Source organism: Rheinheimera texasensis DSM 17496 (assembly GCF_000711985.1).
GTDB lineage: Bacteria > Pseudomonadota > Gammaproteobacteria > Enterobacterales > Alteromonadaceae > Pararheinheimera > Pararheinheimera texasensis.
In genome coordinates, this window is sequence record NZ_KL544005.1 from 250,385 (window position 1) to 276,235 (window position 25,851).

The window sequence follows — 25,851 nt, forward strand, 5'->3', positions numbered from 1 at the left end:
AGAAAAGCGCATGGCCACAGAATGCTGTGGCCATGCGCTCGGATTATTTCAGCTTTTTCGGTAACTTCGGCTGGGTTGCCGTGAGCTCTCCGACGACCAGCTCCGGCGGCAGTGCAAAAGAAAATGAACTGCCACGTTTCGGTTCACTGAAAATCATCAATCTACTTTGATGGCGCGACAATACGTGTTTAACAATCGCCAGGCCAAGGCCAGTACCACCGGTGTTGCGCGCCCGTGCCTGGTCGACACGGTAGAACCGCTCAGTTAATCGTTTGACGTGCTGTGGCGCTATACCTTCACCGTTGTCGGTGACGGTAAATACTGCTTTGTGATGTTCCCGCCGCCAGCTGACTTTGATCTCACCACCATCCGGCGTGTATTTAATCGCATTCGTTACCAAATTAGAGAAAGCACTACGCAGCTCTTCGGTGATAGCATTGACGCGCAAGTCCGGGTCAATCTCAAACTGAATGTGATGCTGTTTTTCCCGGTTCAGGCTATGCGCTTCCTGCTCAAGCAACAGCAGCATCGACGGCGCATCGACATTGTCGTCGTAATGCACTTTGGCAGCAGCTTCAATGCGTGACAACGTCAACAGTTGCTGCACCAGATTGTCCATCCGTTTGGTCTGATCCAGCATCACCGCATGAGCTTTTTGCCAAATAGCCTGCTGCGGTAAATGCTCAGGTTCCATCATCTCCAGATAACCCTGCAGCACAGTCAGCGGCGTACGCAGCTCGTGTGACACGTTGGCGACAAAGTCTTTGCGGATTTGCTCCAGCTGTTTGAGCTGGGTGATATCGCGGATGATCAGCAGATATTGTTTTTCGCCATATTGCAGCACGCGGTATTCCAGCGTCAGATCTTCGGTCAGTGGTGACGGCAGCTCAATCGCCTGTTCAAAGTTTTGTTGCTGCAGATATTGCTGAAATTCAGGGTTCCGAATCAGATTATCAATGCGCTGACGTTCGTCCATTGGCCAGCGTAGACCCGCCAGCTGCTGCGCCAGTTTGTTGCACCAGACGATAGTCCAGTCCAGGCTCAGCACTACAATGGCATCAGGCAAGGCTTCAGCGCCGTCGCGAAACCGCCGCACCAAAGCGCGTAAGTCTTTGTTTTTCTTGCGGGCTTTGCGCTGGCGATAATAAATACCGTCAAATACCTGCTGCCAGCTGCCGTCACCGGCCGGTGGCGATAATTTACGGTCGCGCCAAAGCCATTTATCCAGTAAAAACAGATGTTTGTAATGCCAGGCAATAATGCCGACCGCAAACAACAACAGGAACTCACTGGTCAGATCAAACAGCCAGCCAAGCGCTGCAGCCAGCAAAAACAAGCCGGCCAGACGAGTGACAATAGCCCGTTTGGACAGTAATAAACGCATAGTACCTACTTGGTTGCGACGACCTGTCAGAGACAGGCCGTCCGGCGGACTGAGGTTATTTTACCGAAAAACGATAGCCGGAGCCACGCACGGTTTGCACTAACCGGTCATGGCCGCCATGCGAAATTGCTTTGCGCAGCCGGCGGATATGCACATCGACCGTGCGATCTTCTACATAGACATTAGTGCCCCAGACGTGGTCAAGCAGCTGTTCACGGCTGTAGACCCGCTCCGGGTGTGTCATAAAAAAGTGCAGCAGGCGGAATTCTGTCGGGCCCATATCCAGTGGCTGGTCCACGGCAGTGACGCGATGCGACACCGGGTCCAGTTTTAACCCCTGCACTTCAATCACTTCATCCAGGCTAGTCGGTGCCACGCGGCGGATCACCGCTTTGATGCGCGCCATCAGCTCTTTCGGTGAGAATGGTTTAGTCACATAGTCGTCGGCGCCGACTTCCAGTCCCCGCACTTTGTCTTCTTCTTCACCGCGCGCCGTGATCATGATGATCGGAATGCTGCGGGTCAGTTCATGTTGCTTCATCTTTTTGGCAATTTGAATGCCACTGCCACCGGGCAACATCCAGTCCAGCAGCACTAAATCCGGGTACGGTTCTACCAGTTGATTGATTGCACTGTCAAAATCAGCAGCAGTGCTGGCCTGATATCCATTTTGTTCCAGCACAAAACACAACATATCGCGAATTGGTGCTTCATCTTCCACTATCAGAATTCGTCTCGACATAGCCTGTTACCATCATCCGAGGTTTTGGGTACTGATCAGAGTATCCCGCCTTATTATGACAATTTTATGAAAGACAGCAGTCCGGTGCTGACTTTGTCACAATTCATTTGCATATAGCCAGCGCTATCAGCACTTTTCACCGGCGACAGCTCAGCCGGCTGCCGCACGCCGGCGTCAAAATATTACGAACGGACAAGACAGTTCCGTGACAGTTTTCTGAAGCTTTTTTGACAACATCGCCGCCAGCCTGCGCCACGCTTGCAGCTGACAATACTGTCATCTGCCTGCCAACATTCTGTCATAAAACAGTCACGCCCGCGCTTTACCGTCACTGCAGTTTTTTATGACCCACTGCATCGACGGAGATTAAGATGGCTTTTGGTAAGATTTTAAAGTTAAGCGCAATTTCGACTGCTTTATTCCTGGCCGGTTGTGGCGGCGGTGACATTGTGATTAGCACAGGTGCTGGCGCGACAACACCAACAACCCCAACTACACCTACGACGCCAACCAGCAAATGTCCAAGCTTCGCCAAAGAAGGTGCAGCAGTCGGTGGCATCAGCAAAACGATTTGTGAAGTCAGCGGCACTTTAACTGCCGACGCCACTTTCACTTCAGGCATCGTCTGGGCGTTAAGCGGTAAAGTACAGGTTGGTAACGACAACGCCAACAGCGCCACCCTGACTATTGAACCTGGTACTACAGTGTTCGGTAAATCCGGCGCCGATTTCCTAGTGGTTGCCCGCGGTTCGAAAATCAGCGCAGTTGGTTCTGCCAACGCGCCTATCGTGTTTACCTCAGTCAACGACATGATTGGCACCGCCAATGACGCGTCAGCCGGCCAATGGGGCGGTATCGTGTTACTCGGTAAAGCGCCAACCAACAAGTGTGACGCGGCAGCCCTCGCCAACTGCAAAATCGAAGCCGAAGGCAACGCCGGCCCATACGGCGGCGACCGCCCGACTGACAGCAGCGGTATCCTGAAATTTGTTCAGGTCAAATACGCTGGTTATGAAGTCATCAAAGACAACGAATTAAACGGTGTGACTTTCGCCGGTGTCGGTTCAGGCACTGTGGTGGACTACCTGCAAGTGCATAACAACTCAGACGACGGCGTCGAGTTCTTCGGCGGTAACGTTGACGTCAAACACTTAGTGCTGACCGGTAACCGCGACGACTCATTAGACTGGGCTGATGGCTGGACCGGCCGTGTACAACACGTGCTTATTCGTCACAACCCGAATAACCTCGAAGCCAACCGTGCCATCGAGGCAGACAACCAGTCATCGAAGTTTGACGCGACCCCAGTGTCCAAACCACGCATTGCCAACATGACCATTATCGGCAACGCGTTCACATCAGCTGCGGCCGATTCTGAAGGTATCCTGCTGCGCGCCGGTACCGCCGGTGAGATTTACAACACTATTATCACCGGGCCAAAAGGCATGGGTGAGTGTTTTGAAATCGAAACGCCGGAATCTGTTGCTAACGCGAACAGCGGCAAAATTATCTTCCGCAACTCGATTGTGAACTGCCCGGAAAACTTCAAATCGCCAAAAGACGCTGCCGGCAACACGCTGTTAGACGTGGCGAAATGGTTTGCTGCCCAGCCAGACAACAGCATTGCCGACCCGTTATTAGGCGGTTACATGCCAGCGGCCACTTCACCTGCGCTTGGCAAAGGCTACAACATGCAAAACTTTGTTGACCCATGGTTCGACAACGTGACCTATATCGGCGCTTTTGACGGCATCACCGACTGGACCAAAGGCTGGACCCACGGTTTACACGCCAGCAACGCAGCACTGACCGCCTGCCCGGCCGGCACCACAGAAGTGGCGTCTCTAACCGGCAAACTGAACTGTGAAGTCAAAGGCACATTAACCAGCAACGTGGCATTAAAGGCCGGTGCTGATTATGTGTTAAACGGCAAAGTCACAGTCGGTGGCGATAACACCAATTCAGCAACATTAAGCATTGACCCGGGTGTGCGCGTTTATGGCAAATCAGGTCAGGATTACCTGGTCATTGCCCGCGGCAGCAAACTGATGGCAGAAGGTTCGCCAACAGCGCCTATCGTATTCACCTCACTGCAGGACGTGATTGGCTCAGCCACCCGCGCCGGCCAATGGGGCGGTATTGTGGTGCTGGGTAATGCGCCAAGCAACAAGTGTGATCAGGCTGCAACAACCTGTTCTATCGAGGCGGAAGGCAACGCCGGCCCATACGGCGGTTACAAAGCCGACGACAACTCTGGCGTGATCAAATACGTGCAGATCCGTAACGCCGGTTACGAAGTCATCAAAGACAACGAATTAAACGGTCTGACGCTGGCTGGTGTGGGTAAAGGCACTGTGGTTGACCACATCCAAATCCACAAAAACCTCGACGACGGTCTGGAACTGTTCGGCGGTACTGTCAACGTCAAATATGTCGTACTGACAGGTAACGAAGACGACTCGCTGGACTGGACTGACGGCTGGAACGGTAAAGCCCAGTTCCTGCTGGTCAAACACGATGTAACGAACACAGTCACTAACCGCGGTATCGAAGCGGATAACCAGTCGACCAATTTCTCTGCCACGCCACTGTCAGAGCCGACTATCGCCAACATGACCATTATCGGCAACACCTTTAAGTCTGCCGACATGGATTCAGAAGGCATCCTGCTGCGTGCCGGTACTTCAGCCAAACTGCACAACATCCTGATCGCCGGGCCAAAAACGGACTCTGGCGCTATGGGCGAATGTCTGGAAATTGAATCGACGCAATCTCAGGCATTAGCGGCGAGCGCACGTCTGGTAATGACGCACTCAGTATTGGGTTGCCCGGAACCGTTCAAAGGCACAGTGTCGCCAACCGTGACCGTCAAACAATGGTTTGAAGGCCAGCAAGGCAACAAAACGGCGGCCGACCAGGCTGCAGTGCTGAATGGTCTTTACACCATCGACACCACAGCAGCCAAAGATATGGCCGCTGTAGATAGCTTCTTCACCAAGACCACCTTTGTCGGCGCCATGGACGCGGCCAACGACTGGACTAAAGGCTGGACCACTGGTTTAGGCAACTAAGCACTATGAAGCGCCGGCTTTTGAGTGATCAAAAGCCGGCTTTGTGCTGACAACAACTTTTGCGTAGAACCCGGCTATGGCCGGGCAGATAAAAACTCTGGCTGAAATGAACAGCCGACAGGATCCAGAAAAATGAGTAGCTTGCACCCATTTGGCCCATTGCAATTAAACCCGAACCGCGTCACCCGCGCAGTTTTATTGGCCTTAACTGCCAGCGCAGCCCTGCCGTTGTCTGCGGCTGTTGCTCAGGAAACAGCCCAGACAGTGACAGCTCCTGCCACAAACGCGGCAACATCAAGCGAAACGCAGGCGGTTGAACGGATTAACGTGTCAGGCCGCTTATTGAGTTCTGCCGCCGCTACGGCAGAAGAGCGCCGCCAGCAGCCTTTTGTGGCAGAACTGTTGGGCATGGACCAAATCTCCCGCGCCGGCGACGGTAACGCTGCCGCAGCGCTGCGCCGCGTGACCGGTTTGACGCTGGTGAAAGACAAGTTTATTTATGTGCGTGGCCTTGGTGAGCGTTACTCATCTACGCTGTTAAACGGCGCCCAGGTGCCAAGCCCGGACCCGACGCGTAATGTGGTGCCGATGGATATGTTCCCGGCCGGCATCATCGAAAGCATGGTGGTGCAGAAGTCGTATTCACCGGAATTACCTGCCGCTTTTGGTGGCGGTAATATCAATATCCGCACCAGCAGTATTCCACTCGACCAAGTATTCAGCTTCTCAGTCGGTACTGAATACAATAGCCTCAGCAGCGACAAAGGCCTCGAATATAGCGGTGGCGGAGATGACTGGCGTGGCCGCGACGATGGCACCCGCAGTTTGTCAGAGCCATTCCGTGCCGCAGTGGCGCAATACGGCTCATTGGATCTGGTGAAGATTGCGCAGGGCCTCGGCGGCGTCAACGCCGACAATCTGGCCAAAGCCGAGCTGATTAACCGCAATCTCGGTCTGGAGATGAACCGTGACCTGGACGTACGCGAAAAAAGCCTAGGCCCGGCTTATGATGCCAGCATGTCCTGGGGCAACCGTTTTGATATCGGTGAGCGCGTGTTTGGCGTAATGGCTGGCGTCAGCTACGACCAGTCCAGCGAAAACAGCAAAGACCAGGAACGTTATTATTCCATCACCACCGGCAGCGAACTGACGCCGCTGAACCGCTATGACGACATTCTGCGCACCGAGCACCAGGTCAAACTATCTGGCATGCTGAACTTTGGTTTTGAGTGGGACAACAACCACCGCTTCGAAACCTCCAGCATCTACCTGCAGGACACTAAAGATCGCATCAAACGCAAAATCGGTGATTCGATTGAAACCATCAACGAAGCGAACCGCGAAAACGAATTTTATAACATCCTGTACGAAGAGCGTTCGATGCTCAGCAACCAGATCCGCGGTAAACACACGCTGGACTGGGCTGGTGACTTAAACATCGACTGGCAATACACCGACGCCAAAGCTGAGCGCCGCGCGCCGGGTGAAGTCGAATATCTGTATGTCCGTTCGCTGGATGATGCGGGTGCGCTGCAAAGCAAAACGATGCGCCGCAGCGACAACGCGGTGATTTACCAGTTCGGCAACATGGAAGACAACACCGAAAACGCCAGCTGGAATGCCAAATATCCACTGTCGACTGAAAAAACTGAATGGACCTTCAGCACGGGTTACAGCTACTTCGAACGCCAGCGCGACGCTTCAACGGCGCGTTATAAGTTTGATACCCGTGGTTTTAGCAACGCCGATTTAAGCCAGGCTTATAGCCAGATTTTCGCCGACGCTAATATCCAAAATGCCGCTAAGCGTTTCCAAATCTCTGATGTCACCGGTGATGCCGATGATTACAAAGCGGCACAGATGATTGACGCGGCGTATGTCGCGATGGAAGCTACTTATGACTACACCTGGCGGGTCAATCTGGGTGTGCGTTACGAAGATTTCCGTCAGGTGTCTATCCCGCTGAACCCGTCTACCGGTGAGGTTCAGGGTGACATCACCAAGATGCCTATTCAGCAGGATGATCTATATCCAGCGCTGTCAGTGACCTGGATGCGTACCGAAGAAACCCAACTGCGCTTTGGTTTCAGTGAAACTGTGGTGCGGCCAGATTTACGTGAAGTGACGCCGGTACTGTTTATCGACCCTATCACCGACTTTAAAGTGATGGGTTTTGCTGACCTGAAAAGCACCGACATCAAAGGCTACGACATGCGCTTTGAATCTTACTTAGATTCTGGCAGCAACTACAGCATCGGCGTGTTTTACAAAGACATGATCAACCCGATTGAAGCCATTGAACTCAAAGGCTCAGACGGTAACCTGCTGATGTCATTCCGTAACGCCTTAGCCGGCGAAATCTACGGCATTGAAGCCGAAGCACTGCAAAAACTGGATATGTTTGAAGGCGACTTTGGCCAGTTTGTTGATAACTTCTTTATCAACAGCAACGTCACTTTCAGTAAATCAGAAATCGAAATGCAGGCGCTGGGCGAATCGAACCTGACCAATCTAGTGCGCCCGCTGACCGGCCACAGCAAATACGTGGTGAACTTCCAGCTCGGCTATGATTCCGACAACGAAGACCACACCGCGACGCTGACTTACAACGTGTTTGGCAAACGCATCGCCTTCGCCGGCATTGACGGCAAAGACGACGCCTACGAGCAGCCGTTCCACTCGCTGGATTTCACTTACAGCTACACAGTGCTGCCGGAAGGCAACCTGAAGTTCTCAGTGAAAAACCTGTTGAATGAAGAAACCGAAATTCTGCAGCAAGGCGAAATTCTGCAAAAACGCGAAGAAGGCGTCAGCGTAGGCTTAAGCTACAGCCAGAAGTTCTGATCCGCTTAATCGGGTTCCATCACAACGGTTGGAGAACCGCGGGCGCTGGCATGGATAGCCACACCGCGGTTCTGTTTTTTGTAGCGGGCAAGATAGCTGTTCTGACCAGCTTTACCTTGACCAGACCGCTACGGGTTCTTTAAGATCAAGCTAACTTATTGCCAGAGGCTGCATTTCCTTGGACATACCCAGTCGACCTTCTTTGTTGTAATTCAGTCTGCCGCCTCTCCCCCAATCGTTTTGCCGGGTCAGTTGCAGTCTGACCGGCGTATCGCCACCACAAAGTATTTTCTCGCGCTGTGTCGTTCGGGGATCTTCCGGCTAGATTAACGGAGTCACCTGATGCTGCGGATTTTCACCGTCAAACAACAAAAACTGGAACGGCTTGAGCTGCAAAGCGCCGAGCAAGTACAGCAGGCCATCTGGCTGGATTTGCAGGAACCGGACGACGCCGAACGAAGTTTTATCAGCGACCAGTTTGGCCAGCAGCTGGCACTACGGGCAGAACTGGACGATATCGAGGCGTCAGCGCGATTCTTCGAAGACGAAGACGGTTTGCACGTGCACTCATTGTTTTTTTATCAGGAAGAGCGCGCCGCCACTACCACTGTGGCCTTCACCATTCGCGACGGCCGGTTGTTTACGCTGCGCGAGCGCGAATTGCCGGTGTTCCGGCTGTACCGGATGCGCGCACGCAACGCACACCTGCAAAGCAGCAACGCCTTTGAACTATTGCTGGATTTGTTTGAAGTCAAAATCGAACAGCTGGCAGACAGCATCGAAGAAATTTCGCTGGCACTGGAAGCCATCAGCCAGGTGATTTTACAGGGCAAACAAAACGAAGCTTTTCAGGAATCGCTGTCGAAACTGACAGAACTTGAGGATATGAGTTGGAAAGTACGGCTTTGTCTGATGGATACCCAGCGCGCGATCAGCTTTTTATTGCGTAAAGCGCGATTACCGGCTGACCAGCTGGAGCAGGCGCGCGACGTGTTACGCGACGTGGAATCGCTGCTGCCGCATAATGAATCCTTTTCGCAGCGCGTCAACTTTCTGCTGCAATCGGCGATGGGTTTTATCAATATTGAACAAAACCGCATCATCAAAATCTTCTCGGTGGTGTCAGTGATTTTCCTGCCGCCGACCCTGGTTGCCAGTAGCTACGGCATGAACTTCGCGCATATGCCGGAGCTGAATCTAACCTACGGCTACCCGCTGGCGCTGGGGCTGATGCTGCTCGCCGGCATTACGCCTTATCTGTTTTTTAAACGAAAAGGCTGGCTCTGAGCACAAAAAAACCGGCAAACGCCGGTTTTTTTGTGTGTGGATGCAGATCAGAACTTATGTTCGATGCCCACTGCCAGATAATCGGTATCGGCTTTGTTGTAGAAATCAAAACTGCTGTACCAGGCGAATAACTTGGTCTCTTTGCCGATTTTGTAATCAGCGCCAAGGGTGTAACCGTCGTGATCTTCCAGCGTCTGGTACTGTGCTTTCAGTTCAAACTTATTCAGCGGATAAGCCGCGTTTAACAGATAACCGTCTTCTTTGGTGCCGCCAGTCATCACTTCCTGTTGGTGTAAACCGGCACCTAATTTGATTTTAGCGACTTTGCCCTGCACAAATAAGCGGCTACTATCGTAACCATTGACGTCGTTGTCCATCGACACTGACGCATACAACGGGCTGTCTTTCAGGCTGTCATCGCCATACATCAGCGCTACAGACTGACCATCCAGACCTTTTTCTGAGTCTTCCATAATATGGGTCACCAGCAAGGAGAAACCGGCAAACTTCGGCGTGATATAAACCAGCGAGTTGTTCATCCGGTTTTCGCCTTTCCACAAGGTCTTGATATCGGCCTCGTAGTCGTTGAACAAGTCCATTTTACCTTGCGATAATTTCAGCGCGGTGTCATTGCGCCCTGCTTTGATAGTACCCCAGCTCCCAGTCAGACCAATAAACTGGTCGCGTCCTTTGATATTTTTTTCGTTGGCTTCGTCGGTCAGGTCGACTTCCCATTCCAGCTGATAAATCAGCGTCAGGTCATCTTCCAGTTTATAGTCCCCTTTGACGCCAAACCGGGATGCATTGCTTTTTAATTCGGAGAAACGGCCGGCGCCATCATCTGAGCTTTGCGCCGATACGTTGATTTTACCGTACACCGTCAGTGGGTCAGCCTGAACTGCACCCACCAGACCCAACAACATGGCAACGACCACAGCTTTTTTTGCGAACATGGTTAAATCCTTCTTTTTTATGAAGAACATCTTTCTTTGCAACACTGTGGCTTCAGTATAAACAGTACCAGCCAATTGCAAGGATTGAAGAGGTAAAAACAGGTATTTTTATGGCGCAATGACAGTTTCATGAACTTTTTCAGTAATTTCCATGGCATTGTCATGTCGGTTGGATGGCTATTTTATGGCTTATTTATGACAGGATTATGACAGTCAGCGATTGACGGCGGAAGCAGGCTATCCTTGCGGCAATTGCCGGCACTGGCCGGTTTTTTCAGCCTGATCAAAATCAACACCGGTCCAGAGTAAGCGCGGCTGCGGCTTAAATGCCGGACTGGCAAAACTCAGTGCACTTTGCTGTGTCGGATAATGAATATCTGCCAGCTGCAGCATGGTATGAAACGTCTGGCTGGTCAGTAACGGTTGGCGGGCGGAAAGATTCAGCTGTTGAATTTTTTCTGGAAATTGCTGGCTGAACAGTTCAGATCCCCACCACAAAGCACCGACCCGATAATCAAATTCAGTATTGTGGCCATGACCGCTTTTATCACAATCACCATCAAAGATGTTTTCGCCATGATCAGACACCAATAACAAACTGGCGACAGCCTGCTGTTGCTGCAGCTGCCGGATAAGACCGGCAACAATAAAATCGGTGTACAGCACTGTGTTGTCGTAAGCGTTACTCAACAGCTCGCGGTTAGCTTTGTCGTGCATGCCAATCTTCTGGCCTTTGCCTGAAGGCAAAAAGCGGTCAAAGGCTGGCGGATAACGGTCGGTATAGCTGAAATGACTGCCAAGCGTATGCAGCACGATCAACTGCTTTTGCTCTTGTTTTGCCAGCACCCGTTTAAAGGCGTCCAGCAACACTTCGTCATAAAAACCTTCTTTTTTGTAGCCGATCGGATTTAAGTACTGCACTTCGTCTGCTTCGCTGGCATGTAAGGCGACCGAAGAGTCATGTACGCCGAGCGGGCTTTGCGTCGACAACCAATAAGTGCGAAAGCCGGCTTCGGCAAAAGCGGCAACAACCGATTTTTCGTCAAAGAAATAACTGTGATTGGCGGCGGTTTTACGCGAAATAATCACCGGCACCGACATCCGCGTCCAGGCCCAGGGACTGACCATATCCTGAAAGCTGATAACGCCGGGAATACTGGCTAGTTCCGGCGTCGTCGCGCGCGCATAACCGTTGAGCTGCAGCCGGTCCGGCCGCAAGGTTTCGCCAATTACCAGCACATAAATTTGCCGCTCGCCCAGCACTTCCGGCTGCGCCGCGCCAAACTGAAAATCCCGGCTTTTCGCCGCGACTGCGCTCAGCGCCTGTTGCTGCACGCGGTATTCATTGCCGGCCAGCAGCAGATTGAGCGGAAAACTTTGATAAAACAGATTGTGACTTTGCGGCAATGGCCGCCGGCTTAACGCAGTCTGCGTGGCGTCGGCCTGTGCATCGACCGGATAGTCGATGGCGTATTGGCGTTCTTGTAGCGCCACCCAGCCCAGCCCTGCCAGCGTGCAGCTCCAAATCAGTGGCCGGCAGAAACGTGGCCAGTGCAGCTGCGCCGCCAGTAACAAACTGCTGGTCAGGCTAAATAGCAACAAAATCCCGAGAATCGCCGCGAACAACAACCAGCCAATGCCGGACAGATAACCCGCCGCTTCAGCCAAATCGGTTTCAAAAATAATCGCCATTGCATGCGCGTCTGTGGCTTTGCCATAGGTCAGCTGATAAAACCACTCCTGCGGTACCAGCAGCGCCAGTGGCAACCATAACCACACCGAACGGCCGGGCGAGCGCTGCAGTGACAGCAGCAGCAGCAGCAGTAGGGCGGCCGGCAGCAGGCCCAGGCGCAGCCACTGGCTCAGGTCCTGCCCGCGCTGCAGCACTAACCACTGAGGTGATAACACCAGCAGCAGCACACTCAGCAGCAAAACAACGGCCAGTAACTGGCTCTGCGGCAGTTTTTTTATCATGCGGGATGAAGTCCTCGTCACAGCTCAGCAGCGAAATTCGCAGAAAACGGCGGCATTATTCATAAATTCAGGCTGTTACTCAACCAGTCGCTACCAGGCGGGTCTGGCGTTGCTAAATTGCTAACATTTTTCTGCAGAACGGCGCTGGCATTCTGTCATATTTTTATAGTATGGTGCTTGCGACTTTAAAAAACCGGCCGCCGGCGGATGCCCGTCAATGCAGGCCTCAGACAAGATCCAAAGGAAGTAGTAACATGCTCGCTCAACCAGTCGCCCTGACCCAGGACCAACACAAAGATCTGCGTATCCTGCCAAAATTCTCCGTTGAAATCCTTGAAAACCGTCACGTCGCGCCATTAATGCTGCAGGAATTCACTGCTGCTGCGCCGTTTTATCCGATTTTCTTCTTAAAAGCCGGCGACGCCGAAGTCTACAACCCGGTGGCCGTGTTTGGTCTGCAGGAAGCACAAAACCTGTTCCTGCAAGATGGCGAGTGGAAAGGTGAATATGTGCCAGCCGGCATCCGTGCTTACCCGTTCACGCTGGCTCAGGCCAATGACGAGCAGTTAGTGCTGTGTGTCAACGAACAAGCTGACAACGTCAGCCGCACTGAAGGTCAGGCGCTGTTTGATGCGGAAGGCAAAGCCACTGAATTCTTCGACGGCATCAATTCTTTCTTCAAAGATTACATCGATGCCAATACAGTAAGCCGCAACATCCTGAACCAAATCACTGAGATGGGTCTGTTTAAAGCCGATGGTCTGCAGTATCGCGACCTGGCCGGTAACGAGCGCCGCCTGAACGGCTTCCATGTGATTGACCGGGAAAAATTCGACGCATTAAGCGACGAACAATTCCTGCAATTACGCAAATTTGGTGTTTTACCGGCAATTTATGCGCATTTCACTTCACTGGAACGTATTGGTGCACTGATCGCGCGCTTACCAGCCGCGACTGCATAAGCTAATGTTTTTGCAATAAAAAAAGCGGCTTTTGCCGCTTTTTTATTATCCAAAGGTTCAGGCAAAATCACTGGCAAGCTGCACACAATTTTTACCGGCAGTCTTGGCGTCGTACATAGCCCGATCTGCGGCATCTATCAGCGCTTCAGCGGCAGTTTCGCCGGCTCGGCTGATTGCCACGCCGATACTGACCCCAAGCTGGATTTGTGTACTGCCATGATAAAACGGTTGCTGCACATGATGTAAGATGCGCTCTGTCAGCTGTACCAACACAGCGCCCTGGGTCAGGCCTTCACAGATCAGCAAAAATTCGTCACCGCCAATCCGGCAAATCAGATCCGTTTCCCGTACTGCATCTCGTAGTCGTTCACTGACCTCAAACAGCACTTTGTCGCCAGCCAGATGCCCAAACTGGTCGTTGACTGTTTTAAAACCATCAAGGTCCAGATACAACAAAGCCATACTGGAGCCTTGCCGCTTCGCCCGCGCCATCGCCTGACTGAGTTGCTGGTACATGGCATTGCGGTTGGCAAGACCGGTCAGCGGATCTGTAGTGGCCAGCCGCTGCAGTTTATCATTCATCTGTTCCAGCTCAGCGGTGCGCTCAGCCACCTTTTGCGCCAGTTGGTTTTCATGTTCACGCAATTGTTGGACCAGCTGCTGCTGGGCATCGAGCGCCTGCTGCTGGGCCTGACTGTGCTGCAATTTCAGCTGGTTAAAGCGGGCGGCCAAACCAAAGGACACCAGCAGCATTTCCAGCGCAGAGCCAAGTTGCATCGCATTGATTGTAAAGAAGTTTGATGGCAGCAGGCCAAGATTACGCAACGACATCACAATAGTGCCAAGCAACAACATAGCCCAGGCCAGCGCAAACAAGCGCGCACCCGGAGCCCGGTTCAGTACACTCTGAATAGCGCACAAAGTCAGCGCTAACACCGCAACAATGCCAATCAGCGACATCACAATAAGCGCTTGCTGCACCGGCATCCAAGCGGCAAAACCAACAGCAACCGCCATTAGCCAACTGAGTGGGCGCAATAATTTGTCCCATGCCGGACTAAACTGCGCTGTATCAAGAAATGCCCGGGTAAATAACACCGCCATCAGAGCTGCAACGGTAAAGCCAATCGGTAACAACCGGTTCGACAACTCAAGCGCACCCGGCCACAAATAAATGGCACCAAGGCCGTTTAGCGAAGCACTGCCGACGCCGAACCAGAGCACAAACATGACATACCACAAAAAGACTCTTTCCCGAAGCACCAGAAATAACAGTAAGTTATAACCAGCTAGTGCCAGCAAAGCACCAAAGTACAAGGCTGGCGCCAGATAAGCATCCGCCGTCAGACCGATAAATTCGTCGTTGCTGAGCAGTTGATTCTGCAGCGTCATGCTGCCCTGACTTTCCACCCGCAGCCACATCGTTGTGACATCATCAGCGGCTAAATCGAGCGGAAACACCGCTTGCCGGTGTACCAAAGCCCGGGATGCCAACGGGGCCATATCGCCGCTTTCAAACTGGCGGATGCCCTGGCTGTTCTCAATATATAAGGTCAGATGGTCCAGCGACGGATAGGTAAACAACCACCACCAGCGGGCGCGCTCAGTTGATTTTACCTGTAAATACAGCCAGATAGCGCCGCTACGATAGCCGTAACTGAGATCTTCCCGCAGCGGCATCTGAAAATCAGCCTGTAAATTGCGTACCTGACTGAAGCTCAGTTCACCGGTGGGGTCAGACAGCACGCGGATATCCTGATGTGGATCACAACAACCCTCGCCTTGCAGCAGCAAAGGCTCAGCCTGAGCGGTCCATGACCAGAGGAAAACAATCAGGCTCAGCCAGACAGCGCGCATCAATAAGATCTCCGAGGGTCTGATGATTAGACATCAACCTGATGACTGTACCCGTCGACAACTGACCGGTCAATCCGGCACACTGAGCGCCAGGGCCTACAATCGAACGCAAAGCTGCCGGAAAGATATGAAGCCGAAAAAATTGAGTCTCTGGTCGGGTTGGCTGGCGCTGCTGATGCTGCAGCCGTTCGGGCTTAGTGCAGAGCCCGCGTTCTGGTATCGCTGGCAAAGTGTCAAAACCGGCAAATATATCTGCAAACAAACCGGGCCGGGGCCAGGCTGGGTCAAACACAGCGGGCCTTATCTGGACGGCGGTTGTCGTGTGTTAAAGCAACCACCACCGGAAAAAGCGCAATCTGCGGCGCAGTCCGCGTTTACGCTTGCGGCTGCGGAAATGCTTTCAATGCCGTACGGGCGATATTGTGCAACTGCTCAGCACAAGCACCATTAGTCGCCTGTACTGATAGTCCCTGTAACACCGTGATAATAAAACCAGCCAGCCCCTGCGGGTCAGCATCCGCAGGCAAATCGCCAGCCGCTTTGGCCTGTTCAAACCGCTGCACCAACTGTTCAAAACCAGCTTTACGCCGTGCAATCAAAGCATCTTTCACCGACTGACCGCTGTCACTGCAGGCCAAAGCGCCCTGCACCATCAGACATCCCGGCGGATGCTGCGGATTACTGTGTTCGGCCGCTGCGCCAAGCAGGATCCGCTCTGCGACCCGATAAGCCGTGGGCTCGGCCATCGACGGATAAAAAAACGCGCTGGGCCGGTTTTCATAGCGCTCTATCGCTTTGAGAAATAACTGTTCTTTATTGCCAAAAGCGGCATAGAGGCTGGGTTTGTTGATGCCCATGGCTTCAGTTAAGTCAGGCAGAGATGCGCCTTCATAACCTTTCTGCCAGAACACTTCGAGCGCTTTTTGCAGCGCAGTTTCCAAATCAAAAGCGCGTGGCCGGCCAACCGGCGCGCTGTTATTGCATGTTGTGCTGTTTAGGGTGTTTGCACTCATTTCTACCTCAGTGGCGGTCCGTTAGCGTGAACAAGAGCGCCCTTTATCTGCATGGGCCAGAGAATAACGCAGCAGCCCGCTGCGGTAAACACCGAAGCACCCGGCGTCATCTCGCAACACTGCGCATGCACTGACAGCTTAATTTCTGCTTATAACCAACAGCATCGCTGCCCTGCGAAAAAGTTCCAAAGTATTTTACCAGTCAGTACAAAATTAAATTGACTCTGCAGTGCTTTCCTATATATTTACCGGTCAGTACATTATACCAATCAGTACAGAAGTCAACAAATACCGACCTTAACCCGGTGTAATGCCAAAACCTTCCAGCCACCGACCCTAAGTAAGAGGAATTTTTGACCATGGCCAGACCCCAGTTAAAACTGCCCCGTCGCCTGCTGCTGACCAGCCTGGCGACCCTTGTACTCGCTGCCTGCCAACCCGCAGCACCTGCTGCCAGCGGCCCTGCTGCGGTCAAAGTGGATGTGGCGACCGTACTCAGTCAGCAAATCAGCGAAACCGACGAATACACCGGCCGGCTCCAGGCGCCGGAATCAGTCAGCCTGATGCCGCGGGTGTCCGGTTACCTCGCCAAGGTGCATTTCAGCGAAGGTGCAAAGGTTGCTGCCGGTGATTTGTTATTCAGCCTCGACAACGCACCTTTTGCCGCCGAAGTGGCGCGCCTCAGTGCCAGCCAGAGCGAAGCCAAAAGTGCTTTAGCCTTAGCCGAGCGCGAGTATCAGCGTGCACTGAGCCTGAAAAAGCAAAATGCAATTGCCACCGAATTGCTCGACAGCCGCTTCAGCCGGTTTGAACAAGCCAAAGCGCAACTCGCTGCGACCACAGCTGCGCTGAAAAAAGCTGAGCTAGATTTGTCCTACACCGAAATTCGCGCGCCAATCGCCGGCGTGGTGTCGAACGCCTTTATCACCGCCGGTAACTATGTGCATGCCGGTCAATCGGTGCTGACCAGTCTGGTCTCCAGTGGTCGCATTTACGCCTGGTTTGATGCCGACGAGCAAAGCCTTCTGCGTTACTTGGGCCTCGACAGTGCCACTGGCACCGCCAGCCAGCTGCAGCAACAACAGCGACCAGTGCTGTTGGCATTAAGCGGTAGCACCGAGTTCCGCCACCAGGGCACTATCGACTTTATCGACAACCAGTTAAATGCCGCGACCGGCACCATCCGCATCCGCGCCAGTTTTGATAACGCCGACAACAGCCTGTTACCCGGCTTGTTCGCCCGGCTGAAACTGACCGGCAGAGCCCCCTATCAGGCGGTACTGGTCGACGATAAAGCCATTGGCACCGATCTAGCCAGTCGTTTTGTGCTGGTAGTCGACCCGAAAGGGACTTTGCAATATCGCCCGGTCACGCTGGGTGAAAAAACCGGTGGCCTGCGCATCATCAAAACCGGTCTGAAACCGGCCGAACAAGTAGTGGTGAATGGTCTGCAACGAGTACGCCCTGGTGTCGTGATCGAACCGAACCGCGTAGAGATGGCAACACCTCAGCAGCTGGCCGCGCTTGCCAGTGAACAACAACCCTTTCGCATCGCACAGCAACCTGCCGCCAGCTCAGGCAGTGGTAGCGTGAGTGGCGCCGGCCAATAGCAGAGGCATCATCTATGTTATCGAATTACTTTTTACGCCGGCCCATATTTGCCGCTGTGTTGTCGTTGCTGTTTGTCATCAGCGGCGCCATTGCAGTCTGGCAATTGCCGATCACGGAATATCCGGAAGTAGTGCCGCCAACTGTGGTGGTCACCGCCAGCTATCCGGGCGCTAACCCGAAAGTCATCGCTGACACCGTCGCAAGCCCGCTCGAGCAGGAAATCAACGGCGTCGAGAACATGCTGTATATGTCCTCGCAGGCAACCAGTGATGGCCGCATGACACTGACCATCACTTTTGCCATCGGCAGCGATGTCGACAAAGCGCAGTCGCAGGTGCAGGCCCGCGTTGACCGTGCCAAACCACGCCTGCCGCAGGAAGTGCAGCGCCTTGGTATTGTCACCGAAAAGTCCTCGCCGGATTTAACCATGGTGGTGCACTTAACCTCGCCGGATAACCGCTATGACATGCTGTATCTGTCGAACTATGCCGCGCAAAACATCAAAGATGAACTGGCGCGGATTGAAGGTGTCGGTGCTGTACGGTTATTTGGTGCCAGCGAATACAGCATGCGCGTCTGGTTAGATCCAAATAAAGTCGCGGCGCTGGGCTTGACGCCACCGCAAATTGTCAACGCGATTCGTGAGCAAAACCAACAAGCCGCGGCAGGTAGCTTAGGCGCGCAACCGTCTGGCAGCAGTGAATTTCAGCTGTTGATTAACGTCAAAGGCCGGCTGACCTCCACCGAAGAATTCGGCAATATCATTATCAAAACCGGCGTAAACGGCGAGCTGAGTTACCTCAAAGACGTGGCAAGGCTCGAGCTTGGTGCCAGCTCTTATGCGCTGCGATCCTTGCTGGATAACAAAGACGCCATCGCTATTCCGGTGTTTCAAGCCTCGGGTTCGAATGCGATTCAAATCTCGGACGATGTGCGTGCGCGCATGGCAGAACTTTCGCAGAATTTCCCGCAAGGGCTGAGCTACGACATCGTCTACGACCCGACAGTCTTTGTGCGCGGTTCGATTGAAGCTGTGGTGAAAACGCTGTTTGAAGCCATTTTGCTGGTGGTGCTAGTTGTTGTGCTGTTCCTGCAAACCTGGCGCGCGTCCATTATTCCGTTGGTGGCAGTGCCGGTGTCGCTGATTGGTACTTTTGCCTTTATGCACCTGTTTGGTTTTTCACTGAACGCGCTGAGCTTATTTGGTCTGGTGCTGGCGATTGGTATTGTCGTCGACGACGCCATCGTCGTGGTGGAAAACGTTGAACGCAATATCGAAGCCGGCTTGTCACCACTTGCAGCAACGCAACAGGCGATGAAAGAAGTCACAGGCCCTATCATCGCCACTACACTGGTGCTGGCGGCTGTGTTTGTGCCGACCGCGTTTATGACCGGCCTTACCGGCCAGTTCTATAAACAGTTTGCCCTGACTATCACTATTTCAACGGTCATTTCCGCGCTGAACTCGCTGACGTTAAGCCCGGCGTTGGCAGCACTGCTATTAAAACCTCATGGCGCCGCACCGGATAAACTGACAGTCCTGCTGGATAAATTATTCGGCCGTCTGGTGTTTCAGCCTTTTAACCGGCTGTTTGCCCGAGGCAGCGAACGTTATGGCAAAGCGGTGACTAAAATCATCCGTTTTGGTGGCCTGACCGGCGTGTTGTATTTAGGTTTGCTGGGTCTTACCGGCGGTATTTTTGCCAATACACCGACAGGGTATGTACCACAGCAAGACAAACAATATCTGGTGGCTTTTGCTCAGTTGCCGGACGCCGCGTCACTGGAACGGACAGAAGCTGTAATTAAGCAGATGTCCGAAATTGCGCTGAAACATCCTGGTGTGGCGCACTCAGTCGCCTTCCCTGGCCTGTCAATCAACGGTTTTACCAATAGCCCGAACGCCGGCATTGTGTTTACGCCGCTGAAAGACTTCAGTGAACGCCAAGATCCGTCGTTGTCTGCCGGTGCTATCGCTGCTGACTTAAACGCTCAGTTTGCCGGGATTCAGGACGCCTTTATCGCTATCTTCCCGCCGCCCCCGGTACAGGGGTTGGGCACTATCGGCGGTTTCCGCCTGCAGCTGGAAGACAAAGCCAACCTCGGCTACGAAGAGCTGTACAAAGTGACGATGGCGGTGCAGATGAAAGCCTGGCAAACGCCAGAGCTTGCCGGCGTGTTCTCGGGTTATCAGGTCAATGTACCGCAGCTGGATTTAGACGTCGACCGCGTCAAAGCCAAAGCGCAGGGCGTGTCCTTAGATGATTTGTTTGCAACCTTGCAGGGTTATTTGGGCGGCACTTATGCCAACGACTTTAACCAGTTTGGCCGCACTTATCAGGTCAATGTGCAGGCGGATGAAGCCTTCCGGCAGGACCCGGCGCAAATAGCCAACCTGAAAGTGAACAATCAACAAGGCGCGTTGGTGCCGATTGGCAGCTTTGTGAATGTGAATTACAGCGCAGGCCCGGACCGCGTGATGCATTACAACGGCTTTACCACCGCTGAAATCAATGGTGGCCCGGCACCAGGCTACAGCAGCGGTGAAGCACGTGCGGCGATTGAAAAAATTCTGGCTGAAACTTTGCCACCGGGCATCAGCTATGAATGGACTGAACTGACCTATCAGCAAATTCTGGCCGGTCATGCGGAATATCTGGTGTTCCCTCTGGTGTTGCTGCTGGTGTTTATGGTGCTGGCCGCCTTGTATGAAAGCCTTCGTTTGCCGCTCGCAATCCTGCTGATTGTGCCGATGACGCTGCTCTCCGCAATGATTGGCGTGTGGATTTTCGGTGGTGACAACAACATCTTCACCCAAATCGGCTTGATTGTGCTGGTTGGTTTGGCGACCAAAAACGCCATCCTGATTGTCGAATTCGCCCGCGAAAAACAACAGCACGGTATGACCGCGCTGCAAGCGGTGCAGGAAGCAGCCCGGTTACGTTTACGGCCAATTTTAATGACGTCGATTGCCTTTGTGATGGGCGTGGTGCCGCTGGTGTTTAGTAGCGGTGCCGGCGCGGAAATGCGCCAGGCCATGGGCGTGGCGGTATTCGCCGGCATGATTGGTGTGACCTTGTTTGGTCTGCTGCTGACGCCACTGTTCTACACCATGCTGGCCGGCAAGAAGCCGCAACAAACTTCTGAGCAGATCAACCTGCCAAACCATGTTGGAGTGACTCATGACTAAGCTGTTTCGTCCATCGGCCCTTGCCTTGCTGCTGAGCCTCGGTGGCTGTGTCAGCAGCCAGTATCAGGCCCCGGTGCAGCTGACTGCTGAGCAGCCGTTGCCAGCGCAATATCAGCTGGTAGCAAAGCCAGCTGACTGGTGGCAACAACTGCACGACCCGCAACTGATGACGCTGTTACAGAAGGCCGGCGCACAAAACGCCAGCTTGCTGGCAGCCAGTGCCAATGTAAAACGTTATGCCGCGCTGCAAAGTGATGCCGCTGACAATGATTTGCCAAAGCCTACCGCAACGGCAGGCATGGAACGTTCGCAGCAAGGTAAAGACGCTGTGGTATCCAGTCGCTATCAACAAGGTGTCAGCGTCAGCTGGCAACTGGACTTATCCGGCGCAGTCGCGCTGGCAGCACAGGCAGCAGAGCAAGACCGCGACATCGCCGTGTTGCGTCTGCAGGAACTGCAACTGGCGGTGCTGACCCAGGTCGCGCGGCATTATGGCGACTGGCTGGGTGCGCAGCTGCAAATTGAAGTGGCGCAGGCCAACCTCGCCAATCTGGCGAAAACCCGCAGCATAGTGCAGGCGCAGCTCGATGCCGGTAGTGCGTCGGCACTGGAACTGACCCGCTTGCAGGCGCAGATTTATCAAGTGGAGGCCGGATTGCCGGCGCTCTATCTGCAGCAATCACAGGCGCAGCTGGCTTTGGCTGCGTTGACCGCGCAAACGGAAGTGAGGCTGACCAAACGCAGCCTGCCGCAATTCAGTCAGCCACTGGCGCTGGCGCAGTGGCAGGATGTATTGGCAAAACGGCCCGATTTGGCGATTGCCGAGCGGCAGCTGGCCAAAGTGCATACCCAGCTCGCGATTGATAAAGCCGCCTGGTATCCGCAGTTGTCGCTGCAGGGCTTTCTTGGGTTTGTCTCACTGGGTAGCGTCAAAACCGGCACTGAGCAGCAAAGCTGGAGCCTGGCACCGAGTTTAAGCTTGCCGGCGACAGATCCCTGGTCTGTGGCCGACCGCATAGACGCCAGCACTGCCGGCGCCGAAGTGGCGTTGCAGCAATACCGCGCTCAGGTGTTTGATGTCGTACGCGACCTCAAAGGCAGTCTGGATGCTTACAACCAGGGTCGGCGCGCCCAGTTACTGCAGCAGCAACAGCTCGCGGCGAGCAGCGAGGCGGTGCGGTTGACGCAATTACGCTACCAGAGTGGTATGGCGGATTTCCTGCAGTTGCTGGATGCCGAGCGTGAACTACTGAGTGCGCGGGATCAGGCGGCTCGCCTCAGTCTGGCGAACTATCAACAGATGGTTGGTTTATATCAGCAGTTTGCTGCGGGTATCGTGTTATAAGCCGGTTTTCGCCGGCTGTTTCACACTGAGCTGCCAGCTGTATTTTTGCAGCAATGCCTTAAACTGGCCCTGGCTGGCACGGGCATTGATATAGTTATCCAGCAGCTGGCGCTGCAGCGGTCTTAAGCGTGGTGAATACACACAATGCACCTGATAATGCGCCAGCTCCAGTTGCTGCAACCGGTTCACCGGCAATAGATAATGAGCTTCCACTTCTGACATCACCACCGCATCCACTTTGCCAGCCAAAAAAGCTGCTGCTGCTTCTTCCGGTGACAAATAATCGTCTCGTTTCAGGCTGTTATTACGAAACAACGATTCTAATTGCGGGTACTTATAACCGGTAACTGTCGCGATAACACGAACTTGATCGCTCAGCGCCGTTAAGTCCGGCAAGGGCTTTTCACTGAGCACCACATCGGCATAAGCAAATAGTGGCGGACTCCAACGTAATAAGGGTTCCGGATACCAGGCCGGATTGGCACGGCAATAGATATCGGCTTCGCTTTTCAGCAGCGCGCCGGCGATGGCGGCGCGTTCAAAAGATTTTAGCTGCAGCTGCATACCCAGTTGCTGGCTCAGTTCGCGATAAATATCAATGAGGTAACCGGAATGCTGTTGCGGATCTTTGGCGCGGATAATAGCCGGAGGCGTAATAAAAGCGCCATCGACGGCGGTCAGGACCTGCTCTGTGGCACTTGCGGTTGTTGTGACGATAAACAGCCCAATCAAGGTCAGGCTCCGCTGCATCCTGAAACTGCTCACTGCATACTTCCCTGTTGTTTTTTTCAGCAGTCTACGCCTTCAGGCGTCTGCTGACCAGTCAGATTTGTGCCAACATAGCGGACGAGCGCTCGCGGCGGCGATAGCTGGGATGCTGCCTTGCGCTGTGGCTGACCTGAAAGCGTTGACTGAAAAATTGCAGCACGCCATCGACACTGAGGCGGGCATAAGGTAATTGATGTCTGGCGATCACGGCGCTGCCGAGCTGGCTCAGCGCCTGCTCCAGTGTCAGTCCGGTTGGTTTGGGTAAACGATAGAGTTGAAACAGAAAATTCAGTGTGGACACAGCATAAGAAGCACCAGCCTGCACCCGGATTAATTGCAGCTCCTGTAAGCGGAAACCGATGTCGCGGATGCGTTGTAAACGAAGATGCTCGGTCATGATGTCGGTCCTTACTGATACTGCTGATACTGCTGTATCGGAGTGAGACCGCTAAACTTGAATGCAAAACGCGGCCCTCTCAGGCGAGAACTTGTCGAAGTTACTATTATTCAGTTAGTTAGCGTTTATAAAAAACCGGGGAATACACAGCAGTAACGATCAGCGCAGCCAGACAGTAAAAATATTTGCGCCAGCCCCTTTAATAACATCATGTGATTAATTAAGCTTCGAGTTCAACAAGCCAGTGGAGAACAACATGATTGCAGTGATTGGCGAGAACGTTATCGATATTTTCAGCGAAGCAGACGGCCGTTTTGTGGCGAAAACCGGCGGTTCGCCATTAAATCTGGCCATCGCCTGTGCTTTGCAGCAGGTGCCGGTCAGCTATATGTCACCGTTGTCGTCAGATGCTTTTGGTGATGCTTTTCGTCAGCTGTTGCAAAGCCGTGGAGTCAGCGCCGGCTTTCCGCAGCCATCCACGGCACCCAGTTCTTTGGCTTTTGTCCGCATTGATGCGAATGGTCAACCCAGCTACAGCTTGTATCGTCAAGGTATTGCCGATCGGGATTACAGCGCCGAGCAGCTGATTGCAGCGTTGCCGGCGGACTGCCGTGTCCTGCACACCGGGTCGCTGGCGCTGGAACCGCAAGATGCCGGGAAATTAATCCCGGTGTTACAGGCCGCCAAACAGCGCGGGATCAGGCTCAGCATCGATATCAATGTGCGGTTGCAGTTTGTCAGCGATGTTGCAGCGTACCGTGCTGTGATTGAGCAGGTGCTGACAATGGCCGACTATATCAAAGCCAGTGATGAAGATTTAGCGGCACTTTATCCGGCGCTCAGCTTGCAAAGCGCGGTCGGAAAAATCCGCGCTCTGGCACCAGAGGCGCTGTTGGCGCTGACGTGTGGGGCCGAAGGTGCGAGCCTGTATCTGGGCAGCCAAGTCATTTCACAGCCGGTGATTCAACCGACGGTTTTTGTTGACACCGTCGGTGCCGGCGATACCTTTTTTGCTAATTTGCTGGTGCAGTTGCTGCAGTTACATCAAGCGAATCAATCACTTACCGATTTAGATTTAGCCTTGTGCCAAAGCGCACTGCAGCGCGCCTGCCTCGCCGCCAGTCTGAATATTGCCAAAGCTGGCTGTCAGCCGCCGGATAAAGCCACGCTCGATGCAGCCTTACTGAAACTTGCATAAAAACTAATTTAACCTGTTCCCATTTTACCTAATATCAGTTATAGATATCCGTAGTTTTTATATGGATATCTATTAACGGATTGCAGGACATGGACAGTTATACCCTGATGATCACCACCTGCCTGACGGCAGCGACCATGGCATTGACATTTTTTGGTCTGGCCGCTGCCAGCCGGCGTGAAACTTACCTGATCATGTGGGGCTGTGCCGGCCTGATGTTTTTGTGTAACAGTGTGTTGGCCTGTATCGCATTTCATGTGCAGTTACCCTATCTGCTGGCTCCCGGCTTTGCCAACACCTGCACTGTACTTGGTTATCTGTTTTTGTTACTGGGGCTGCGGCTATATCTCAGGCTGGCCATTCAGTTGTACTGGCTGCCCCTGCTGGCAACGCTGACTTATGCTGTCAATCTGCTACCCTGGACTCAAATCGATGTCAGCCATCGCATCTTGTTAAACTTCCCGATTTTGTTTGGTCTGCAGACGATAATAGTGCTGTTATTATTCCGCCATCGCCAGCCACAACTAAAAAAGGCCTATACCGCACTCGCGCTGGTTTTCATCCTGAATGCAGCGCAGATGGCAGCGCGCTGGTGTTATTTGCTGGTCGACGATACACCGGGTCTGACCTTCCTCGGCAGCCAGCTGGTACAGACGCTGGGCCGGCTGGCGATGTTTGTCTTTGTCCTGATGGCTACTTTTGCCTGCGCTTTACTGGTGATCCGACGACAGGAACTGGTCCTGCGCGAACATTCTGACAAAGACCCGCTGACGGGTTGTTACAATCGCCGTGCCCTGCAGCGGCTGCTGGACCAGATAGAACAGCGCCGGCCCCCCCAACCACAGCCTCTGAGCCTGATTATTTTTGACGTCGATCACTTTAAACACATCAATGACAATTTTGGCCATGCCTGCGGCGATCAGGTGCTGGCTGAGCTTTGCCTGAGCATCCAGCAGGAGCTGCGCAGCACTGATTTACTGTTTCGTTTAGGCGGCGAAGAATTTGCCGTGGCACTGCCAAATACTCAGCTGCACGTCGCCAGCCAGATCGCCGAACGTCTGCGACAGCGGGCGCTGGCGCTGAAACTATCGCAGCAGCCAGATTGCCGGATCAGTATCAGCCTGGGCGTCAGTGCCGGGTTTACCAACACCAGGCCCTGGACTGAATTACTCAAACAAGCCGATAGCGCTTTATACCAGGCCAAGCATCTTGGCCGGAATCAGACGCTTTGTTATGCTGAAACCAACTGTTAGGT

The 25,851-nt window shown here is 53.4% G+C and carries 17 protein-coding genes; 9 read left to right on the top strand and 8 right to left on the bottom strand.

What is annotated here, in order from left to right; all coding sequences use genetic code 11:
* Positions 1-43 precede the first annotated feature (43 nt).
* Positions 44-1,384, bottom strand: coding sequence for a phosphate regulon sensor histidine kinase PhoR (gene phoR / locus Q399_RS0111820; protein ID WP_051685927.1), 1,341 nt, complete (start codon positions 1,382-1,384; stop codon positions 44-46).
* A 55-nt stretch (positions 1,385-1,439) separates the two neighbouring features.
* A complete protein-coding gene (gene phoB / locus Q399_RS0111825; protein ID WP_031568707.1) occupies positions 1,440-2,126 on the bottom strand; it encodes a phosphate regulon transcriptional regulator PhoB in 687 nt (228 codons plus the stop codon).
* 371 nt (positions 2,127-2,497) lie between these two features.
* Here phoB and Q399_RS0111835 point away from each other — a divergent pair, with 371 nt between their 5' ends.
* The 3 genes from Q399_RS0111835 to corA all read left to right on the top strand — a co-directional run bounded on the left by Q399_RS0111835 (position 2,498) and on the right by corA (position 9,328).
* Positions 2,498-5,197: a hypothetical protein gene (locus tag Q399_RS0111835; RefSeq protein WP_031568710.1), complete on the top strand. Its 2,700-nt coding sequence runs from the start codon at positions 2,498-2,500 to the stop codon at positions 5,195-5,197.
* 132 nt (positions 5,198-5,329) lie between these two features.
* On the top strand, positions 5,330-8,041 hold the full coding sequence (locus Q399_RS0111840) for a TonB-dependent receptor domain-containing protein (RefSeq protein ID WP_031568711.1): 2,712 nt from the start codon (positions 5,330-5,332) through the stop codon (positions 8,039-8,041).
* A 342-nt stretch (positions 8,042-8,383) separates the two neighbouring features.
* A complete protein-coding gene (corA, locus tag Q399_RS0111845) occupies positions 8,384-9,328 on the top strand; it encodes a magnesium/cobalt transporter CorA (RefSeq protein ID WP_031568712.1) in 945 nt (314 codons plus the stop codon).
* Positions 9,329-9,375: 47 nt separating this feature from the next.
* Here the strand turns inward: corA and Q399_RS0111850 are convergent, their stop codons facing one another.
* Together Q399_RS0111850 and Q399_RS0111855 are read right to left on the bottom strand one after the other, a co-directional pair.
* Positions 9,376-10,281, bottom strand: coding sequence for a porin (locus Q399_RS0111850; protein ID WP_031568714.1), 906 nt, complete (start codon positions 10,279-10,281; stop codon positions 9,376-9,378).
* A gap of 237 nt (positions 10,282-10,518) precedes the next feature.
* Entirely contained in the window at positions 10,519-12,255 is a 1,737-nt protein-coding gene (locus tag Q399_RS0111855) for a phosphoethanolamine transferase (RefSeq protein ID WP_051685928.1), read from the bottom strand.
* Positions 12,256-12,509: 254 nt separating this feature from the next.
* On the opposite strand from Q399_RS0111855, the gene Q399_RS0111860 reads away from it, so the two are divergent.
* Positions 12,510-13,217, top strand: coding sequence for a SapC family protein (locus tag Q399_RS0111860; protein ID WP_031568716.1), 708 nt, complete (start codon positions 12,510-12,512; stop codon positions 13,215-13,217).
* A gap of 57 nt (positions 13,218-13,274) precedes the next feature.
* Here Q399_RS0111860 and Q399_RS0111865 read toward each other — a convergent pair whose 3' ends face one another.
* Complete coding sequence (locus Q399_RS0111865; protein WP_051685929.1) at positions 13,275-15,074, bottom strand: diguanylate cyclase; 1,800 nt, start codon at positions 15,072-15,074, stop codon at positions 13,275-13,277.
* Between the two features lie 374 nt (positions 15,075-15,448).
* Complete coding sequence (locus Q399_RS0111875) at positions 15,449-16,087, bottom strand: TetR/AcrR family transcriptional regulator (protein ID WP_031568723.1); 639 nt, start codon at positions 16,085-16,087, stop codon at positions 15,449-15,451.
* 359 nt (positions 16,088-16,446) lie between these two features.
* Between Q399_RS0111875 and Q399_RS0111880 the strand changes: the two genes are divergently transcribed.
* From Q399_RS0111880 to Q399_RS0111890, 3 genes are read left to right on the top strand one after another with little or no spacing between them, the layout of a single operon-like run.
* Positions 16,447-17,697, top strand: a complete 1,251-nt coding sequence (locus tag Q399_RS0111880; RefSeq protein ID WP_051685930.1) for an efflux RND transporter periplasmic adaptor subunit — start codon at positions 16,447-16,449, stop codon at positions 17,695-17,697.
* Between the two features lie 14 nt (positions 17,698-17,711).
* Positions 17,712-20,888 carry an efflux RND transporter permease subunit gene (locus Q399_RS0111885; RefSeq protein ID WP_031568727.1) on the top strand — a complete coding sequence of 1,059 codons (3,177 nt, stop codon included), beginning with the start codon at positions 17,712-17,714 and terminating at the stop codon, positions 20,886-20,888.
* The gene (locus Q399_RS0111890; protein WP_031568729.1) at positions 20,881-22,233 is read left to right on the top strand and encodes a TolC family protein; all 1,353 of its coding nucleotides are present in this window, start codon (positions 20,881-20,883) and stop codon (positions 22,231-22,233) included. Before Q399_RS0111885 ends, Q399_RS0111890 begins: the two co-directional genes overlap by 8 nt.
* Here Q399_RS0111890 and Q399_RS21560 read toward each other — a convergent pair.
* Complete coding sequence (locus Q399_RS21560; RefSeq protein WP_157836285.1) at positions 22,228-22,998, bottom strand: substrate-binding periplasmic protein; 771 nt, start codon at positions 22,996-22,998, stop codon at positions 22,228-22,230. The genes Q399_RS0111890 and Q399_RS21560 overlap by 6 nt on opposite strands.
* 58 nt (positions 22,999-23,056) lie before the next feature.
* Positions 23,057-23,398: a hypothetical protein gene (locus Q399_RS0111900; protein ID WP_051685931.1), complete on the bottom strand. Its 342-nt coding sequence runs from the start codon at positions 23,396-23,398 to the stop codon at positions 23,057-23,059.
* Between the two features lie 256 nt (positions 23,399-23,654).
* Here Q399_RS0111900 and Q399_RS0111905 point away from each other — a divergent pair, with 256 nt between their 5' ends.
* Positions 23,655-24,596 carry a PfkB family carbohydrate kinase gene (locus Q399_RS0111905; RefSeq protein ID WP_051685932.1) on the top strand — a complete coding sequence of 314 codons (942 nt, stop codon included), beginning with the start codon at positions 23,655-23,657 and terminating at the stop codon, positions 24,594-24,596.
* 89 nt (positions 24,597-24,685) lie between these two features.
* Positions 24,686-25,849, top strand: coding sequence for a GGDEF domain-containing protein (locus tag Q399_RS21565; protein WP_051685933.1), 1,164 nt, complete (start codon positions 24,686-24,688; stop codon positions 25,847-25,849).
* The last annotated feature ends 2 nt before the right edge of the window (positions 25,850-25,851 follow it).

Bases quoted from the DNA above. Each gene is read 5' to 3' on its own strand.
- Q399_RS0111855 (WP_051685928.1), bottom strand. From the start codon at position 12,255: ATGATAAAAAAACTGCCGCAGAGCCAGTTACTGGCCGTTGTTTTGCTG.
- Q399_RS21565 (WP_051685933.1), top strand. From the start codon at position 24,686: ATGGACAGTTATACCCTGATGATCACCACCTGCCTGACGGCAGCGACC.
- phoB (WP_031568707.1), bottom strand. From the start codon at position 2,126: ATGTCGAGACGAATTCTGATAGTGGAAGATGAAGCACCAATTCGCGAT.
- Q399_RS0111880 (WP_051685930.1), top strand. From the start codon at position 16,447: ATGGCCAGACCCCAGTTAAAACTGCCCCGTCGCCTGCTGCTGACCAGC.
- corA (WP_031568712.1), top strand. From the start codon at position 8,384: ATGCTGCGGATTTTCACCGTCAAACAACAAAAACTGGAACGGCTTGAG.
- Q399_RS0111835 (WP_031568710.1), top strand. From the start codon at position 2,498: ATGGCTTTTGGTAAGATTTTAAAGTTAAGCGCAATTTCGACTGCTTTA.
- Q399_RS0111890 (WP_031568729.1), top strand. From the start codon at position 20,881: ATGACTAAGCTGTTTCGTCCATCGGCCCTTGCCTTGCTGCTGAGCCTC.
- Q399_RS0111850 (WP_031568714.1), bottom strand. From the start codon at position 10,281: ATGTTCGCAAAAAAAGCTGTGGTCGTTGCCATGTTGTTGGGTCTGGTG.
- Q399_RS0111865 (WP_051685929.1), bottom strand. From the start codon at position 15,074: ATGCGCGCTGTCTGGCTGAGCCTGATTGTTTTCCTCTGGTCATGGACC.
- Q399_RS0111905 (WP_051685932.1), top strand. From the start codon at position 23,655: ATGATTGCAGTGATTGGCGAGAACGTTATCGATATTTTCAGCGAAGCA.
- Q399_RS0111860 (WP_031568716.1), top strand. From the start codon at position 12,510: ATGCTCGCTCAACCAGTCGCCCTGACCCAGGACCAACACAAAGATCTG.
- Q399_RS0111885 (WP_031568727.1), top strand. From the start codon at position 17,712: ATGTTATCGAATTACTTTTTACGCCGGCCCATATTTGCCGCTGTGTTG.
- Q399_RS0111900 (WP_051685931.1), bottom strand. From the start codon at position 23,398: ATGACCGAGCATCTTCGTTTACAACGCATCCGCGACATCGGTTTCCGC.
- Q399_RS0111875 (WP_031568723.1), bottom strand. From the start codon at position 16,087: ATGAGTGCAAACACCCTAAACAGCACAACATGCAATAACAGCGCGCCG.
- phoR (WP_051685927.1), bottom strand. From the start codon at position 1,384: ATGCGTTTATTACTGTCCAAACGGGCTATTGTCACTCGTCTGGCCGGC.
- Q399_RS0111840 (WP_031568711.1), top strand. From the start codon at position 5,330: ATGAGTAGCTTGCACCCATTTGGCCCATTGCAATTAAACCCGAACCGC.